13 protein-coding genes are annotated in these 14,757 nt (G+C 68.9%); 8 read left to right on the top strand and 5 right to left on the bottom strand.

Going from position 1 to position 14,757, the window contains the following annotated elements; all coding sequences use genetic code 11:
* Positions 1 to 479: 479 nt before the first annotated feature.
* The gene (gene ilvD, locus LMA02_RS21065) at positions 480 to 2,339 is read left to right on the top strand and encodes a dihydroxy-acid dehydratase (RefSeq protein WP_166724499.1); all 1,860 of its coding nucleotides are present in this window, start codon (positions 480 to 482) and stop codon (positions 2,337 to 2,339) included.
* 115 nt (positions 2,340 to 2,454) lie between these two features.
* Here ilvD and LMA02_RS21060 read toward each other — a convergent pair whose 3' ends face one another.
* Positions 2,455 to 3,255, bottom strand: a complete 801-nt coding sequence (locus LMA02_RS21060; RefSeq protein ID WP_228909668.1) for an SH3 domain-containing protein — start codon at positions 3,253 to 3,255, stop codon at positions 2,455 to 2,457.
* A 33-nt stretch (positions 3,256 to 3,288) separates the two neighbouring features.
* Positions 3,289 to 3,729 (bottom strand): hypothetical protein, encoded by a 441-nt coding sequence (locus tag LMA02_RS21055; protein WP_228909667.1) that lies wholly within the window; start codon positions 3,727 to 3,729, stop codon positions 3,289 to 3,291.
* 307 nt (positions 3,730 to 4,036) lie between these two features.
* Between LMA02_RS21055 and LMA02_RS21050 the strand changes: the two genes are divergently transcribed.
* Together LMA02_RS21050 and LMA02_RS21045 are read left to right on the top strand one after the other, a co-directional pair.
* A complete protein-coding gene (locus tag LMA02_RS21050) occupies positions 4,037 to 5,590 on the top strand; it encodes a sigma-70 family RNA polymerase sigma factor (protein ID WP_228909666.1) in 1,554 nt (517 codons plus the stop codon).
* A gap of 188 nt (positions 5,591 to 5,778) precedes the next feature.
* A complete protein-coding gene (locus LMA02_RS21045; protein WP_228909665.1) occupies positions 5,779 to 6,657 on the top strand; it encodes a helix-hairpin-helix domain-containing protein in 879 nt (292 codons plus the stop codon).
* A 78-nt stretch (positions 6,658 to 6,735) separates the two neighbouring features.
* Here the strand turns inward: LMA02_RS21045 and LMA02_RS21040 are convergent, their stop codons facing one another.
* Complete coding sequence (locus LMA02_RS21040) at positions 6,736 to 7,161, bottom strand: helix-turn-helix domain-containing protein (protein ID WP_228909664.1); 426 nt, start codon at positions 7,159 to 7,161, stop codon at positions 6,736 to 6,738.
* A 137-nt stretch (positions 7,162 to 7,298) separates the two neighbouring features.
* Here LMA02_RS21040 and LMA02_RS21035 point away from each other — a divergent pair, with 137 nt between their 5' ends.
* Positions 7,299 to 7,796: a DUF2938 domain-containing protein gene (locus tag LMA02_RS21035; RefSeq protein ID WP_228909663.1), complete on the top strand. Its 498-nt coding sequence runs from the start codon at positions 7,299 to 7,301 to the stop codon at positions 7,794 to 7,796.
* Between the two features lie 135 nt (positions 7,797 to 7,931).
* Here LMA02_RS21035 and LMA02_RS21030 read toward each other — a convergent pair whose 3' ends face one another.
* A complete protein-coding gene (locus tag LMA02_RS21030) occupies positions 7,932 to 8,372 on the bottom strand; it encodes a MarR family winged helix-turn-helix transcriptional regulator (protein ID WP_228909662.1) in 441 nt (146 codons plus the stop codon).
* Between the two features lie 135 nt (positions 8,373 to 8,507).
* Between LMA02_RS21030 and LMA02_RS21025 the strand changes: the two genes are divergently transcribed.
* A complete protein-coding gene (locus tag LMA02_RS21025; protein WP_228909661.1) occupies positions 8,508 to 10,043 on the top strand; it encodes an MDR family MFS transporter in 1,536 nt (511 codons plus the stop codon).
* 48 nt (positions 10,044 to 10,091) lie between these two features.
* On the opposite strand, the gene LMA02_RS21020 is transcribed toward LMA02_RS21025, so the two are convergent.
* Positions 10,092 to 11,606, bottom strand: coding sequence for an acetyl-CoA hydrolase/transferase family protein (locus LMA02_RS21020; RefSeq protein WP_228909660.1), 1,515 nt, complete (start codon positions 11,604 to 11,606; stop codon positions 10,092 to 10,094).
* A gap of 640 nt (positions 11,607 to 12,246) precedes the next feature.
* Between LMA02_RS21020 and LMA02_RS21015 the strand changes: the two genes are divergently transcribed.
* From LMA02_RS21015 to LMA02_RS21005, 3 genes are read left to right on the top strand one after another with little or no spacing between them, the layout of a single operon-like run.
* Positions 12,247 to 12,927, top strand: a complete 681-nt coding sequence (locus LMA02_RS21015; protein WP_166724962.1) for a CDP-alcohol phosphatidyltransferase family protein — start codon at positions 12,247 to 12,249, stop codon at positions 12,925 to 12,927.
* Positions 12,924 to 13,733, top strand: a complete 810-nt coding sequence (locus LMA02_RS21010; protein ID WP_166724961.1) for a 2OG-Fe(II) oxygenase — start codon at positions 12,924 to 12,926, stop codon at positions 13,731 to 13,733. Before LMA02_RS21015 ends, LMA02_RS21010 begins: the two co-directional genes overlap by 4 nt.
* Positions 13,730 to 14,731 (top strand): HpnL family protein, encoded by a 1,002-nt coding sequence (locus LMA02_RS21005; protein ID WP_165752911.1) that lies wholly within the window; start codon positions 13,730 to 13,732, stop codon positions 14,729 to 14,731. The genes LMA02_RS21010 and LMA02_RS21005 overlap by 4 nt, the downstream gene beginning before the upstream one ends.
* Positions 14,732 to 14,757 lie beyond the last annotated feature (26 nt).

Genomic DNA, 14,757 nt, shown 5'->3' with positions numbered 1-14,757 from the left:
TCGACTGACGCGATCGCGTCGCTCGGCGGCAGCTTCATCGCCGGCAGAACGGGTGATGAAGCCGCCGCCGATTCGTCCGCCTGGTTCCGCCGCCTGGTTCCGCTGCCCGATTCCGCTGCCTGGTTCCGCTGCCCGATTCCGCTGCCTGGTTCCGCCGCCTGGTTCCACCGCACGGTTCGCCGCCCGATTCCGTCGCCCGATTCCGTCGCCCGGTTCCGTCGCCCGGTTCCGTCGCCCGGTTCCGTCGCCCGGTTCCGCCGACGGTTCCGTCGGCAAAGCCCCGCGCCCCTGGTGCGCGCCCTGCCCGGCGCACCGCCCACGCCCTTCGCCCGCTCCCGCCCGCGCCGCACGCCCGGCGGCTGTGGGATAATCGCCCAGTTTGCCCAGGGCGCAGCTCAAGAGGTTGTTCGCACGGGCGCGCGAGAGGCCTTCATTCCCGTGCCTCCACCCTTTTCCGCGATATTTCTTCAGCCATCACAATGCCCACATACCGTTCCAAAACCTCCACCGCCGGCCGCAACATGGCAGGTGCGCGCTCGCTGTGGCGCGCCACCGGCATGAAAGACGACGATTTCTCGAAGCCGATCATCGCGGTCGTCAACTCGTTCACGCAGTTCGTGCCCGGGCACGTGCACCTGAAGGATCTCGGCCAGCTCGTCGCGCGCGAGATCGAAGCTGCCGGCGGCGTCGCGAAGGAATTCAACACGATCGCGGTCGACGACGGCATCGCGATGGGCCATGACGGCATGCTCTATTCGCTGCCGAGCCGCGACATCATCGCCGACTCCGTCGAATACATGGTGAACGCGCACTGCGCGGACGCGATGGTGTGCATCTCGAACTGCGACAAGATCACGCCGGGGATGCTGATGGCCGCGATGCGCCTCAACATTCCGGTGATCTTCGTGTCGGGCGGCCCGATGGAAGCCGGCAAGACGCGTCTCGCGAACCCGGTCACCAAGACCGTCGAACTGAAGAAGCTCGACCTCGTCGACGCGATGGTGATCGCGGCCGACCCGGCGTATTCGGATGCCGACGTCGCCGAAGTCGAACGCTCGGCCTGCCCGACCTGCGGTTCGTGCTCGGGCATGTTCACCGCGAACTCGATGAACTGCCTGACCGAAGCGCTCGGCCTGTCGCTGCCCGGCAACGGCACGGTCGTCGCGACGCACGCCGATCGCGAGCAGCTGTTCAAGCGCGCCGGCCGCCGCATCGTCGAGCTGACCCGCCAGCACTACGAGCAGGACGACATGCGCGCGCTGCCGCGCTCGGTCGGCTTCAAGGCGTTCGAGAACGCCATGACGCTCGACATCGCGATGGGCGGTTCGACCAACACGATCCTGCACCTGCTGGCGATCGCGCAGGAAGCCGGCATCGACTTCACGATGAAGGACATCGATCGCCTGTCGCGCATCGTGCCGCAGCTGTGCAAGGTCGCGCCGAACACGAACAAGTACCACATCGAGGACGTGCACCGCGCGGGCGGCATCATGGCGATCCTCGGCGAGCTCGACCGCGCCGGCAAGCTGCACACCGACGTGCCGACGGTGCACGCGCCGACGCTGAAGGATGCGCTCGACCAGTGGGATATCGTCCGCACCGACGACGCGGCAGTCCGCACGTTCTACCAGGCCGGCCCGGCCGGGATCCCGACGCAGGTCGCGTTCAGCCAGGACACGCGCTGGCCGAGCCTCGACCTCGACCGCGCCGAAGGCTGCATCCGCTCGTACGAGCATGCGTTCTCGAAGGAAGGCGGCCTGGCCGTGCTGACCGGCAACATCGCGCTCGACGGCTGCGTGGTGAAGACGGCCGGCGTCGACGAAAGCATCCTCGTGTTCGAGGGCTCGGCCCACGTCACCGAATCGCAGGACGAAGCGGTCGAGAACATCCTGAACGACAAGGTCAAGGCCGGCGACGTGGTGATCGTGCGCTACGAAGGCCCGAAGGGCGGCCCCGGCATGCAGGAAATGCTGTACCCGACGAGCTACATCAAGTCGAAGGGCCTCGGCAAGGCATGCGCGCTGCTGACGGACGGCCGCTTCTCGGGCGGCACGTCGGGCCTGTCGATCGGTCACTGTTCGCCGGAAGCGGCAGCGGGCGGCGCGATCGGCCTCGTGCGCGACGGCGACAAGATCCGCATCGACATCCCGAACCGCACGATCGACGTGCTGGTGTCGGACGAGGAACTCGCGCGTCGCCGCGAAGAGCAGAACGCGAAGGGCTGGAAGCCGGTGCAACCGCGTCCGCGCAAGGTGTCCGCGGCGCTGAAGGCCTATGCGAAGCTGGTGATGTCGGCCGACAAGGGTGCCGTGCGCGACCTGTCGCTGCTGGAAGACTGACGCCGGGTAGCGGGCCGCACGAACGGCCCGCCCGCCTGATCCAGAAGCCGCTCTCCGGAGCGGCTTTTTTTATCCGGCGCCGGCTGGGGGCCGCGGCACCGGAGCCTTCAGTCGATCAACGCCGGAACTCGTCTCTGCTGCCCCCGCCGCCGCCGCCACCGCCGTGGTCCCCGCCCCCGTTTCCGCCACCTTGCGGCCGAGCGCCGTAACCACCGCCGCCCTGATGCGTCGGAGGCACCATCCGGCCCGCGCCACCGCTCGGTGCGGGCTGCGCGGGCGGCGGCGGCGGAGCCGGCTGACGGGCACCGGCCGCGCCGGGCATCGGCGCGGGTGCGGGCGCGGCCTGCTGCGCCGGCGCGCGGTTCGGGCCGTTCCAGCCGCCGCGCGTGGCCGACGGCCGTGCATCATGCTGCACCGGCGGCGCGCCGCGCGGCTCGTGCTGGACCGGCCAGCCCGGCTGCGGGCGCCCGTAGGCGGGCGGCATCCCGCCGGGGCCGACGCGCGGCTCGGCACGATGCTCCCAGCGATCGCGGTCGTGGAACCACGGCCGGTGGCGGTAATAGCGGTCCCAGTACGCGCCGATCGCGAACCCGGTCACCGGCACGCCGATGATCGCGCCGTATTCGAGCAGCGGCACGTAATTGCCCTGGTACGGGTAGTCGAGTTGCTGCGCGTCGATCCAGCCGCGCACGCCCGGCAGCGCGACGTCGCACCACGAGTAGTCGCTCAGGCAGCCGAACACGTCCACCGCGGTGCCGGGCGGAAGTTGCGCGACGACCGGATAATCGGGCGCCGGCCCCGCAAAGAGTTCGGCCCCCGAGTTCGTGTAAGCGCTGCTTTGCGCGTCGGCGATCCCCGGCACGGCAGCGATGCCGAACAGGATGACGCACAGACTTCGGATGATGGTGTTGCTCATGTTGCTCTCCCGCGCGGTGCCGCCGCGCGTCGGTCAGTGTCGATGTCCGCCGCCCCAGTGTCCCCCGCCCCAATGGCCGCCGCCCCACGGACGGCGCCAGTACCCGCCCCGGTAGCCGCCGCCCCAATACCCGCGGAAGCCGAAGCCGATCGTGACGGGCGGCCCGTACCAGCCCGGGTAGTACGCGGGGTAGTAGCCCGGGTAAGGCACATAGGCCGGCGCCGCATAGACTGGAGCCGGCGCGTAGCCATAGGCATAATCGTCCGTCGGCGGCGGCACGGCCAGCACCGGGGATGGGGACGAGGCGGCCGGTCCGGCGTTTGCCGGCGCCACCGGGATCTCGCGCTGCGACACCACAGCGGGCACGGGTGCGTAATACGGTGCATAGCCGTAAGGGCCCGTGTAATAGCAGCCACTCAGCGCGATCATGGCCAGGCCGATGATGGCTGGCCTCGCGGCGGGAATCGGGGTCATGTGAAGCTCCGCAGGAATTCGTGCGTCGCCGCGTGGCGCGCGCCTGACTCTAGCTTACGTCCCCTGCATATTTCTGCGGGTTTGATCGGTTACTTTTTGTTTCGCCGTCACAATTGAAGGGGTCGCACCGCGCGGGTACGCCGCGTGCTCGCGCGTCTGGCGCGCCGGCGTTGAAGTTGGCGCAAATGCCCTCACTTGGATATTCAGTCAGGCCGGCCGGCGCGGACGGGTGTTCGCGGCCCCCGGCGGCCTGAAACCAGCGGACCTCGGCCCGCCCAACAGGAACGCGGTTCACGCCGCCATCGACATGACTACGCCACGCCCCACGCTTCGGGCGGACACGCCCCTCGATCCGATCATCCAGCTGCTGGCGCTTGCCGGCGAACAGGGTTATCTGACGCACGCCGACCTCGTCGACGCGCTGCCGCCGGAAAGCGACAGCCCTGACGCGCTGGACGTCGTGCGCGCCGCGCTCGCGGACATCGGCATCGCCGTGCTCGACGAGCCGGCCGCGCCGGCGCCGTTCGCGGGCGCGGCGCCGGTCGACGTCGATCGCGATGCGCTCGACGAGGGCCGCGCGCTGCTCGGCGATCTCGCCCGCGGCACGAGCGCGTCGACCGATCCGCTCGCGCTCTATATGCGACGCATTCATGCGGTGCCGCTGCTCAAGCGCGAGGACGAAATCGTGCTCGCCCGCGAGATCGAAACGGGCCGCCATCAGATCCTGCACGCGCTCGCCGGCTATCCGGCGGCGGTCGATACGCTGCTCGCGCGCCACGGTGCAACGGGTGTAAGCGGCGCGGCCGGAGACGAAGGCGATGACATCGGCGACGGCGAAGGCGACACGCCGGCACCCGCGCACTACGACACGCTGCAGGCCGCCGTCGCGGCCCTGCGCGGCGCATTGCACGCGCAAGGCTGCCGCTCGGCCGAATACCGCGACGCGCGCAACCGCCTCGCCGCACTGCTCGGTTCGCTCGCGTGGGTTGCACCGGCCGTCGACGATGCGAGCCGCGTCCTGCGCGCGCTCGCCGCCGCGCCGGCCAACACCGCCGCCGCCGGCTCCGACGCCGCGTGCTTCGACGCGGTCGCGCGGCGTGCGCTCGGCGCCGCGCTGAGCGACGGTCAGCAAAAGGTACGCGACGGTACGCGCGCGATGCTGGAGGCGAACCTGCGGCTCGTGCTGTCGATCGCACGCAAGTACATGAACCGCGGCGTCGACCTGCCCGACCTCGTGCAGGACGGCTGCCTCGGCCTGATGCGCGCGATCGAGAAGTTCGAATACCGGCGCGGCTTCAAGTTCTCGACCTATGCGACCTGGTGGATCCGGCAGGCGGTCGCGCGCGCGGTGGCCGACCGCTCACGCACGATCCGCGTGCCCGTGCACGTCGGCGATCAGTACCAGCGCGTGCAGCGGCATGCGCTGCGGTTCCGCCAACGCACGGGCCGCCGCGCGACGCCGGCTGAACTGGTTGCCGAAACCGGGCTCCCCGAGGGCAAGCTGCGCGCGGTGCTCGCGCTGCCTGCCGAGCCGCTGTCGCTCGACACGCCGCTGCCCGACGCGGAGACCGGCCTCGTCGACCTGATCGAGGACCAGGCGTCGGCGAGCCCGTTCGAGCGCCTGGCGGACACGCGCATGCGCGAATGCGTGACGTCGCTGCTGCGCTCGGTCACGCCGGCCGAAGCCGACGTGCTGCGCCGGCGGTTCGGCCTCGGCGGCGCCGAGCCCGACACCTACGACGCGATCGCGCAGGACGCGGGCATGTCGCGCGAACGCGTGCGGCAGATCGAGAAGCGCGCGCTCGCCACGCTGCGCACGGCCGCGGAGGCCGAGGGCGCGCAGTCGTTCCTCGACGCGTAACCGGTCGCGCGTTCGTGCCCCATCCCGACACGAACGCGCGCGCGGCGCGGTTCCCGCCTGTGCAACGTTTGCCATTGACACGCATCAAGTTTTGTTCGTCGCTTGCCGTGACAATGTGCTGAAATGAGCGGTGGCCCGCGCGTTGCGCGTCCCGTTCATTCCGTTTGCGCTTCCCCAGGTCCCGCACCATGCAGACGACCGTCAGCCAGACGCACGAGGAAAACCGGCAAATCGCGGCCTGCCTGCGCGAAGCCGCGCAGCTGCTTGCCGAACAGGGGGCGAATCCTTACCGGGTTGCCGCCTACCGCGCGTCAGCCGATACGATCGAGTCGCTCGACGACGGCATCCGCACGCGCTTCAACGCGGGCGGTGTCGATGCGCTCGGCGCGCTCCCGGAGGTCGGCACGGGCGTCGCGCAGGCGATCGCCGAATGGCTGGTGACCGGGCGCTGGCGCCTGCTCGATCGGCTGCGCGGCGATGCGGAACGCGTGTCCGCATTCGAAGCCGTGCCGGGCATCGGCCACGGGCTCGCGCTGCGGATTCACGACCAGTTGCACATCGATACGCTCGAGGATCTCGAACGCGCGGCCCGCAGCGGCCAGCTCGACGCGATTTCGGGCGTCGGCCCGCGTCGCGCGGCCGGCATCCGCGCGGCGCTCGACGACGTACTGAGCCGCCGCCGGCGCTGGCAAGGCCACGCGCGCGACGCCGACCTCGGCACCGAACCGCCGGTCGAACTGCTGCTTTACATCGACCGCCTGTACCGCAACAAGGCCGCCGCCGGCATCCTGCCCATGCTCGTGACGCGTCGCGTGAACGCGGACGTCAGCGTGTCGCCGCCCGTGATGCACATGACGAAAGGCGGCTGGCACTTCACCGCACTGTGCCCGTATCCCGCACGCCCGCACGAGGCCGGCCGCACCGCGGACTGGGTCGCGCTCTATTTCTACGATGCGTTGCAATGCGAGCACCAGCGCACGGTCGTCACCGAAACGTTCGGTTCGCTCGTCGGCAAGCGCATCGTGCGCGGACGCGAGATGGAATGCCGCGTCTATTACGCGGGATGACGCGCTCGGGGCATTAGCCGTCGCGGCATGCCCGCCCCATCGCACACTCGAGCACCCTACTCAGGCAAGCCGAACCCTCTACGCGCCTTCCGTCTTCGTGCGACGCGCCGGATGACGGTGCGCGGCGATGCGCAGCAGCTTGCGGAACGACGGACACTCGAGATGACTCGGCGCCGGACACGCGGCCGCATGCCGCAGCGCATCGCGCACCGCGCCGAGACGGCGGATCGTGCGGTCGAGCTCGCCGGCCTTGTCGTCGAGCTTCGCGCGATCGATCGCCGGCTGGCCGTCCGCGCCGAACATCGCGAGGATGTCGTCGAGCGCAAAACCGGCCTCCCGGCCGAGCGCGATCAGCGCAAGGCGCTCCAGCACCGACTCGTCGTACTGGCGCCGCAGCCCGAGACGGCCGTTCGACACGATCAATCCCTTTTCCTCGTAGTAACGCAGCGTCGACGCGGGCAATCCCGAGCGACGCGCGACATCGGCGATATCCAGACGGCTCATGCTTGACCTCAAGTTAACTTGAAGTTGCAAGATAGCCGCTCGACTCCTTCGACACAAGGCTGGACCGCCATGAACCCGCCGAAACCGACTCGTGTCCCGTCGCGCCCCGCCGCAACCTTTCGTCCCGCAGGCGCGCGATGACCTCACCCGACTTCCTGGTGCGCATCCTGCTGATCGGCGCGGGCGCGACGCTCGTGACGGACCTGTGGGCGCTGCTGCGTCGCAATGCATTCGGGATTCCGTCGCTCGACTACGCGCTGGTCGGCCGCTGGCTCGGCCACATGATGCGCGGCCGGTTCCGGCATGCGTCGATCGTCGCCGCGCCGCCCGTGCCGGGCGAACGCGTGTTCGGCTGGATCGCGCATTACGCCATCGGCATCGCGTTCGCGGGGCTGCCCGTTGCGATCGCGGGCGAGGAATGGGTCGGTGCGCCGACGCTCATGCCCGCACTCGTCGCGGGCCTCATCAGCGTCGCCGCGCCGTTCTTCGTGATACAGCCGGCGTTCGGGTTCGGCGTCGCCGCATCGCGCACGCCGCAGCCGGGCGTCGCGCGCCGGCGCAGCATCGTCACGCACCTGGTGTTCGGGGCGGGGCTTTATCTGGCGGCGTTCGGGCTGGCGGCGCTGGGCCGTTGAGCGCCGCGCACCGGCCCAGCGGATCGGGCCGGCGCGGAGGGGTTGAAACGGAATCGGCCCAGGCCGAGCCACCTCGTCATCGCGAACGACGCTCCGCCGTGTCCGGTCGATTCAGCGGCCGAGCACGCGCCTGCGTCATTCGCCGCCGCTGTCGATCAGGTTGTGGCGCACGCGCCCGAGCAGGCGCACGAGCGTGTCGCGCTCGTCGCGCGTGAAGCCGCGCAGCCCGTCGTCGGTGACGGTGTCGCCCACTTCCAGCATCTGCGGAAAGATGTCGCGCGACTTGTCGGTCAGCCGGATCACGAACGCGCGCCGGTCGTCGTCGTTGGCGAGCCGTTCGATCCATCCGCAGCTTTCCATCCGGTCGAGCAGCCGCGTCAGCGAGATCGGCGTGATCTCGAGCCATTCCGCGAGCCGCGCCTGATTCATCTCGCCCTTCCACGTCAGGTACGCGAGCACGCGGCTTTGCGCGCGCGTCAGTCCGATGCGCTTCGCGCGCCGGTCGAACAGGCGTCCTTGCAGGCGGGCCACGTCGCTGATCAGGTAGCCGATCCGGTTCTCGTAAGTCTTGTCCATGCGGCGATTATAGGGGCAGGCCGCGACTGACCCGCGGCTCGATCCAGGGCGATAAGCACGGATATAATGAGCATGCTTATAATTCGAGTCGCACCGGATCGCCGCCCACGGCGACCGCCCCACGGAGACACCCGCTTGAATCCAGCCGCCGCCGACACCCCTGCCTCGCCGCCTGCCCTCAATCGGCCGATGCTGACCCTGTCGATCATGCTCGCCACGCTGATCCAGACGCTCGACAGCACGATCGCGAACGTCGCGCTGCCGCACATGCAGGGCACGCTGTCCGCGTCGCAGGACGAGATCACCTGGGTGCTGACCTCCTACATCGTCGCCGCGGCGATCGCGACGCCGCTGACCGGCTGGCTGTCCGACCGCCTCAGCATGAAGCGGCTGCTGACGCTCTCGATCGCCGGCTTCACGATTGCGTCCGCGCTGTGCGGGCTGTCCGAGTCGCTCGTGCAGATCGTCGGCGCACGATTGCTGCAGGGGGTGTTCGGCGCCGCGCTGGTACCGCTGTCGCAGTCGATCCTGCTCGACATCAACCCGCGCGAGAAGCAGGGCCAGGCGATGGCGATCTGGGGGATGGGCGTGATGGTCGGCCCGATCCTCGGCCCGACGCTCGGCGGCTGGCTCACCGACAGCTACAACTGGCGCTGGGTGTTCTTCATCAACGTGCCGATCGGCGCGTTCGCGCTGGCCGGCGTGCTGACCTTCCTGCCCACCCGGGCACCGCGCCCGCACGTGAAATTCGACGCGTTCGGCTTCGCGACGCTCGCGCTCGCGATCGGCGCGTTCCAGGCGATGCTCGACCGCGGCGAACAGCTCGACTGGTTCGGCTCGTACGAAATCCGCATCGAGGCGCTGGTCGCCGCCCTCGCCTTCGCGTTCTTCCTCGTGCATACGGCAACCGTCGGCAAGGCGTCGTTCTTCAAGTCGGAGCTGCTGCGCGACCCGAACTTCGCGACCGGCACGCTGTTCATCTTCGTCGTCGGCGCGGTGCTGTATGCGACGCGCGCGCTGTTGCCGCCGATGCTGCAGAACCTGATGGGCTATCCGGTCGCGACGACGGGCCTCGTCACCGCGCCGAGCGGCGCGGGCACGATGATCGCGATGCTGTTCGTCGGGCGCTTGTTGAAATACGTGGACGCGCGGGCGCTGCTGTTCGCCGGGCTGGCGATTTCCGCACTCGCGCTATGGCAGATGATGCAGTACACGATCGTGCTGTCCGAGGCGGACATCGTGTGGCCCGGGGTGGTCCAGGGCTTCGGGCTGGGGCTCGTGTTCGTGCCGCTGAGCGCGCTGTCGTTCTCGACGCTCACGCCCGAGCTGCGCGCGGACGGCACGGCCACCTACAGCCTGATGCGCAACATCGGCAGCAGTATCGGAATCTCGATCGTGCAGACGCTGATGACGCGCAACACGCAGGTCGCGCATGCCGACCTCGCGACCCACATCACGCCGTTCGACCCGGCCGTGCAGGCGATGGCCGGCAGCCACCTCGACATCGCGCTGCTCGACCGCACCATCAACCAGCAGGCCACGATGATCGCGTACCTGAACGACTTCAAGCTGATGTTCGTCGCGACGCTGCTGATGATCCCGCTGTTGCTGCTGATCCGCCCGCCGCAGAAAACGGCGAGCGTCGACGTCGCGCACGCGGCGATGGACTGACGAGGCGACGGCCGCGCGCGGTGCGCGCCGGCGCCCCGTCGGGCCGGTTCACGCCTTCATCGTCCCGGTACGCACGTAGCGTTCGTGCCACGACAGCGCCTCGGCGAGCAGGTGCGGCGTGTGCTTGCCGAAGCTCTCGCGCGACGCGCGCTCGAAGTAGTCCTCGAGCATCGGACGGTAGTCGGGATGCGCGCAGGTCGCGATGATCTTGCGCGCCCGCTGCTTCGGCGACAGGCCGCGCAGGTCGGCGAGCCCCTGCTCGGTGACGACCACCGCGACGTCGTGCTCGGTATGGTCGACGTGGCTCGCCATCGGCACGATCCGCGAGATCGCGCCGCCCTTCGCGGTGCTGGCCGACATGAAGCACGACAGGTAGCCGTTGCGCGCGAAGTCGCCCGAGCCGCCGATGCCGTTCTGGATCTTCGTGCCCATCACGTGGGTCGAGTTCACGTTGCCGTAGATGTCGGCTTCGATCATCCCGTTCATCGCGATGCAGCCGAGGCGGCGCACGAGTTCCGGATGGTTGCTGATCTCCTGCGGGCGCAGCAGGATTTTTTCGCGGAACGTCGCGATCTCGTCGGCGAAGCGCTGCACGGCGGCCGGACTCAGCGACAGCGCCGTGGCCGACGCGAAGCTCAGCGTGCCGTCGTCGAGCAGGTCGAGCATGCCGTCCTGGATCACCTCGGTGTACGCGGTCAGGTTCGAGAAGCCGGCCGAGCTTAGTTCCGCGAGCACCGCGTTCGTGATGTTGCCGACCCCCGACTGCAGCGGCAGCAGGTTTTCCGGCAGACGGCCGCGCTTCACTTCGTGGCGCAGGAAGTCGATCAGTTGCTGCGCGATCTGCCTGGACGTGGCGTCCGGCGCGGAGAACGCGTTGCTGCGGTCCGGCGCGTCGGTCTCGACGATCGCGACGATCTTGTCGGCCGGACAGCGCAGGTACGGCTCGCCGATCCGGTCGTCGCTTTTCGTCAGCGGAATCGGCTTGCGGTGCGGCGGCAGCGCGGTGCCGTAATAGACGTCGTGCATCCCGTCGAGGCCGAGCGGCTGGCGCGAGTTGACTTCGAGGATCACATGCTTCGCCTGCTCGAGCCACGTCTTGTTGTTGCCGATCGATGCGGACGGAATCAGCAGCCCGTCCTCGCGGATGCCCGCGACTTCGACGATCGCGACGTCGAGATCGCCGTACAGCCCGAACCACGCGTATTGCGCGACGTGGCTCAGGTGGACGTCCTGGTAGTCGACTTCGCCGCTGTTGATCTTGTCGCGCAGCGTCGGGTCGGACTGGTACGGCAGGCGCATCGAGATGCCGTTGGTGCGGGCGAGCGCGCCGTCGAGTTCCGGCGCGGTCGATGCGCCCGTCAGCACGTTGATCCGGAAGTCCTCGCCGCGCGCGTGGGCGGCGTCGATGTGGGTGGCGAGCGCGGCCGGCACGGCCTTCGGATAACCCGAGCCGGTGAAGCCGCTCATCGCGACGGTCATGCCGGGACGGATCAGCGCGGCGGCTTCGTCGGCGGTGCGGACGAGCGAACGCAGGGCGGGAGCGAGGATGCGTGATGAAGACATGGCTATATATCTGACGCTTCTGGTCTGTCGTTGACGTCGCGGGGGGTGTCTCCTGAGCGACGCGAAGCCCTTGGGGCCGCGAAGGGCGGCCCGGCACCACAGGCACGGTCGGAGTATCGCAGAGGCCATCGCCGCGAAATGTCCGCTGAATGCAAAAGATACTTACTGAATGCACCGGGTATCGAACGGCCTTTCTGTGACAGGCGGAACAATCTGCCGAATGCACTCGAAAGGTGCGCGAAAGCGAATCGCCAATTTGCCGGCCGCGGATTACGAACGACTGAACGTCAATCGACTGCGACCTTTCGGGATTGACCGTGTGAACGCAGGGAATCCGCATGCCACGGCCGACCGTCGATCGCCGCGGCCAATTGTCGCCCGGCACCGCTTTTTCGGGCCTGATGTATATCAACCCGGTGACGCGTGCGACGCGCCGCCGGGCCCGCGAGCGAGGCCCGCTGGCCCTTGACAGTCGCGCCATGCGAACCACACTGGATCACGTATGGGCCGGATGCGCGAACGCCGTTTCGCGCATCCGATTCGCAACCGGCCGATGCCCGGAATCGCGGTAACACTCCCGCATGTCAGGACATTGATTGAATAAAAAGCAACAAATTACAATTCCGTATATATTTCGCCGATGGACCAAAGAAAAACCACCAAACTCTCGGAACCGCCGCTGCCACGCACCTGGGATGCGCGGCTCGCGCGCGCGCTCGTCCGACCGCTGATCGACACGCCAGTCACCCCGAATCACCTCACTACCCTTCGTCTGCTGATCGGTCTCGCCGGCGCCTGGTGCCTTGCGCAAGGCGGCTTCGGCTGGAGCAACGCAGGCGCATTTCTGATCGTGCTGTCGAACTTCGTCGACCACACCGACGGCGAACTCGCGCGTATCAGCGGCAAGTCCAGCAAGATCGGTCACTTTTACGACCTCGCGGCCGACGCGCTCGTGACGGTCGCGCTGTTCGTCAGCATGGGCCTCGGCATCGTCGCCCAGGGCGGCCAGATGGCCGCGTCGCCGGTGCTGCTCGGTGCGCTGGCCGGCGGGGCCGTCGCGCTGATCTTCTTTCTGCGCATGCGGATCGAATCGGTCGCCGGCAAGGCCGGCACCAAGCAGGCATTCGCCGGCGGATTCGAGACGGAAGACGTGCTCTACCTGCTGCCGCTCGTGACGCTCACCGACAGCGTCCAGCCGTTCCTGCTCGCGGCGTCGATCGGCGCCCCGCTGTTCGCCGCGTGGGTCGTGATCGACTGGTGGCGCATCGTGCGCCGCGGCAACGCCCCGCACAGTTCAACCGAAATCCAGGCTTCCAAATGACTTCTAGCACGCGCGACGACTCCGTGCTGAGCCCGGCACGCCCCGCGCCTGCGCGCGCGGCAGCAGCCGATCCCGATCGCACTGTGGCCGGCTGTGTCGGCCGCCTCGACCTCGACCGCCTGCGCAGCGACTACACGCGCCAGGGGTCGTTCCTGTATCTGGACGCATTCCTGCCGCCCGACGCGCACGCGAAACTCGCGGCCGCCGCCCGCACGCTGCAGCCTGGCCTGAACCGCAATTACCTGCCCGGCCACAAGCAGGGCGGCAGCGTGAGCCGGCACACGATCGACGAGCAGGCCCCGTACATCGCGGAGCTGTACCGCTCGAAGGCGCTGATCGGCTTCCTCGAGAAGATCACGGGCGACAAGCTGATGGTGTCGCCGGAGAACGATCCGCACGCGTACGCGCTGTACTACTACACGAAGCCGGGCGACCACATCGGCTGGCACTACGACACGTCGTACTACGACGGCCGCCGCTATACGCTGCTGATCGGCGTGATCGACGAATCGTCGTGCCGGCTTGACTATGAACTGCATACGCGCAATCCGGACGTGCCCGACGAACCGGGCTCCGTGCAGATCGCCGACGGCGGCATCGTACTGTTCGACGGCGACAAGCTGCGCCACCGGATTACGCCGCTCGGCCAGAACGAGACGCGCGTATCGCTGACTTTCGAATACGTGACCAACCCCGGCATGCGGCCGTGGAAGCGCTTCATCTCGAACATGAAGGATGCGATCGCGTATTTCGGTTTCCGCCAGGTGTTCAAGCAGCTGGCCACGCGACGGTCGAGCGGGTCATGACACGCGCCGGCCTGATCCTGCTGTCCCTCGGAACGGCACTCTTCATCGCCCTGCTCGCGTGGCAGGGCGTCGGCGCGGTCGCGTCGACGCTCCTCGCGGCCGGCTGGGGCCTCGCGCTCGTCGCGGCGTTCCACGTCGTGCCGCTCGTGATCGACGCGTTTGCGGTATCCGTGATGTTCCGCCGCGGTCAACCGGCCGCCGAGCTCGGCAACGCGCTGCGCGCGCGCTGGGTCGGCGAATCGGTGAACAGCCTGCTGCCCGCCGGGCAGATCGGCGGCCCGGTGCTGATGGTGCGCTACCTCGCGCAGCGCGGCACGCGGATGGCCGATGCGGCCGCCGCGATCACCGTCGGCACGACGATGCAGGCGCTCGCGCAGATGGCGTTCGCGCTGATCGGCATCGCCGCGTTCAGTCTGTATGCGACGCACGATTCGGTCGCTCACCTGCGCACGCCGGCGCTGATCGCCACCGGCGTGCTCGGCGCCCTCGCCGTCGCGTTCTACGCGGCGCAGCGGCGCGGGTTGTTCGGCCGCGGGATGCGTCTCGCGTCGAAGCTGCTCGGCCCGCGCGACTGGTCGTCGCTGGCGACCCGCGCGGATGCGATCGACAACGCGGTCGCCGCGCTGTACCGCGATCGCGCGAAGGTCGCGAAGACCTTCGCGTTGAGCCTCGTCGGCTGGATCGCCGGCACCGCGGAAGTGTGGCTCGCGCTGCACTTCCTCGGGCACCCGGTCAGCTGGCTCGACGCGCTGCTGCTCGAGAGCGTCGGCCAGGCGATTCGCGGTGCGGCGTTCGCGATCCCGGGCTCGCTCGGGGCGCAGGAAGGCGGGTACCTGCTGCTCGCCCCGCTGGTCGGCCTGCCGCCCGACGCGGCGCTCGCGCTGTCGCTCGCGAAGCGCGCGCGCGAACTCGCGCTCGGCCTGCCCGGCCTGCTCTATCTGCATTTCAGTGAAAGAAACTGGCAGCGGCGCCATGCGCCGCAGCCGCTCGCCGACTGATCGTTCAGATCCGCCGGCTTTTTGGT

It is taken from the genome of Burkholderia sp. B21-005 (assembly GCF_020843965.1).
In the GTDB taxonomy this organism is placed as follows: Bacteria; Pseudomonadota; Gammaproteobacteria; order Burkholderiales; family Burkholderiaceae; genus Burkholderia; species Burkholderia ambifaria.
Note: the sequence above shows the minus strand (reverse complement) of the source record. Positions and strands in the feature narration are given on the sequence as shown.

Excerpts from the sequence above, each read along its gene's own strand:
- LMA02_RS21045 (WP_228909665.1), top strand. The coding sequence starts at position 5,779 with ATGCAGACGACCGTCAGCCAGACGCACGAGGAAAACCGGCAAATCGCG.
- LMA02_RS21055 (WP_228909667.1), bottom strand. The coding sequence starts at position 3,729 with ATGACCCCGATTCCCGCCGCGAGGCCAGCCATCATCGGCCTGGCCATG.
- LMA02_RS21015 (WP_166724962.1), top strand. The coding sequence starts at position 12,247 with ATGGACCAAAGAAAAACCACCAAACTCTCGGAACCGCCGCTGCCACGC.
- LMA02_RS21035 (WP_228909663.1), top strand. The coding sequence starts at position 7,299 with ATGACCTCACCCGACTTCCTGGTGCGCATCCTGCTGATCGGCGCGGGC.
- LMA02_RS21010 (WP_166724961.1), top strand. The coding sequence starts at position 12,924 with ATGACTTCTAGCACGCGCGACGACTCCGTGCTGAGCCCGGCACGCCCC.
- LMA02_RS21020 (WP_228909660.1), bottom strand. The coding sequence starts at position 11,606 with ATGTCTTCATCACGCATCCTCGCTCCCGCCCTGCGTTCGCTCGTCCGC.
- LMA02_RS21030 (WP_228909662.1), bottom strand. The coding sequence starts at position 8,372 with ATGGACAAGACTTACGAGAACCGGATCGGCTACCTGATCAGCGACGTG.
- LMA02_RS21060 (WP_228909668.1), bottom strand. The coding sequence starts at position 3,255 with ATGAGCAACACCATCATCCGAAGTCTGTGCGTCATCCTGTTCGGCATC.
- ilvD (WP_166724499.1), top strand. The coding sequence starts at position 480 with ATGCCCACATACCGTTCCAAAACCTCCACCGCCGGCCGCAACATGGCA.
- LMA02_RS21040 (WP_228909664.1), bottom strand. The coding sequence starts at position 7,161 with ATGAGCCGTCTGGATATCGCCGATGTCGCGCGTCGCTCGGGATTGCCC.
- LMA02_RS21005 (WP_165752911.1), top strand. The coding sequence starts at position 13,730 with ATGACACGCGCCGGCCTGATCCTGCTGTCCCTCGGAACGGCACTCTTC.
- LMA02_RS21050 (WP_228909666.1), top strand. The coding sequence starts at position 4,037 with ATGACTACGCCACGCCCCACGCTTCGGGCGGACACGCCCCTCGATCCG.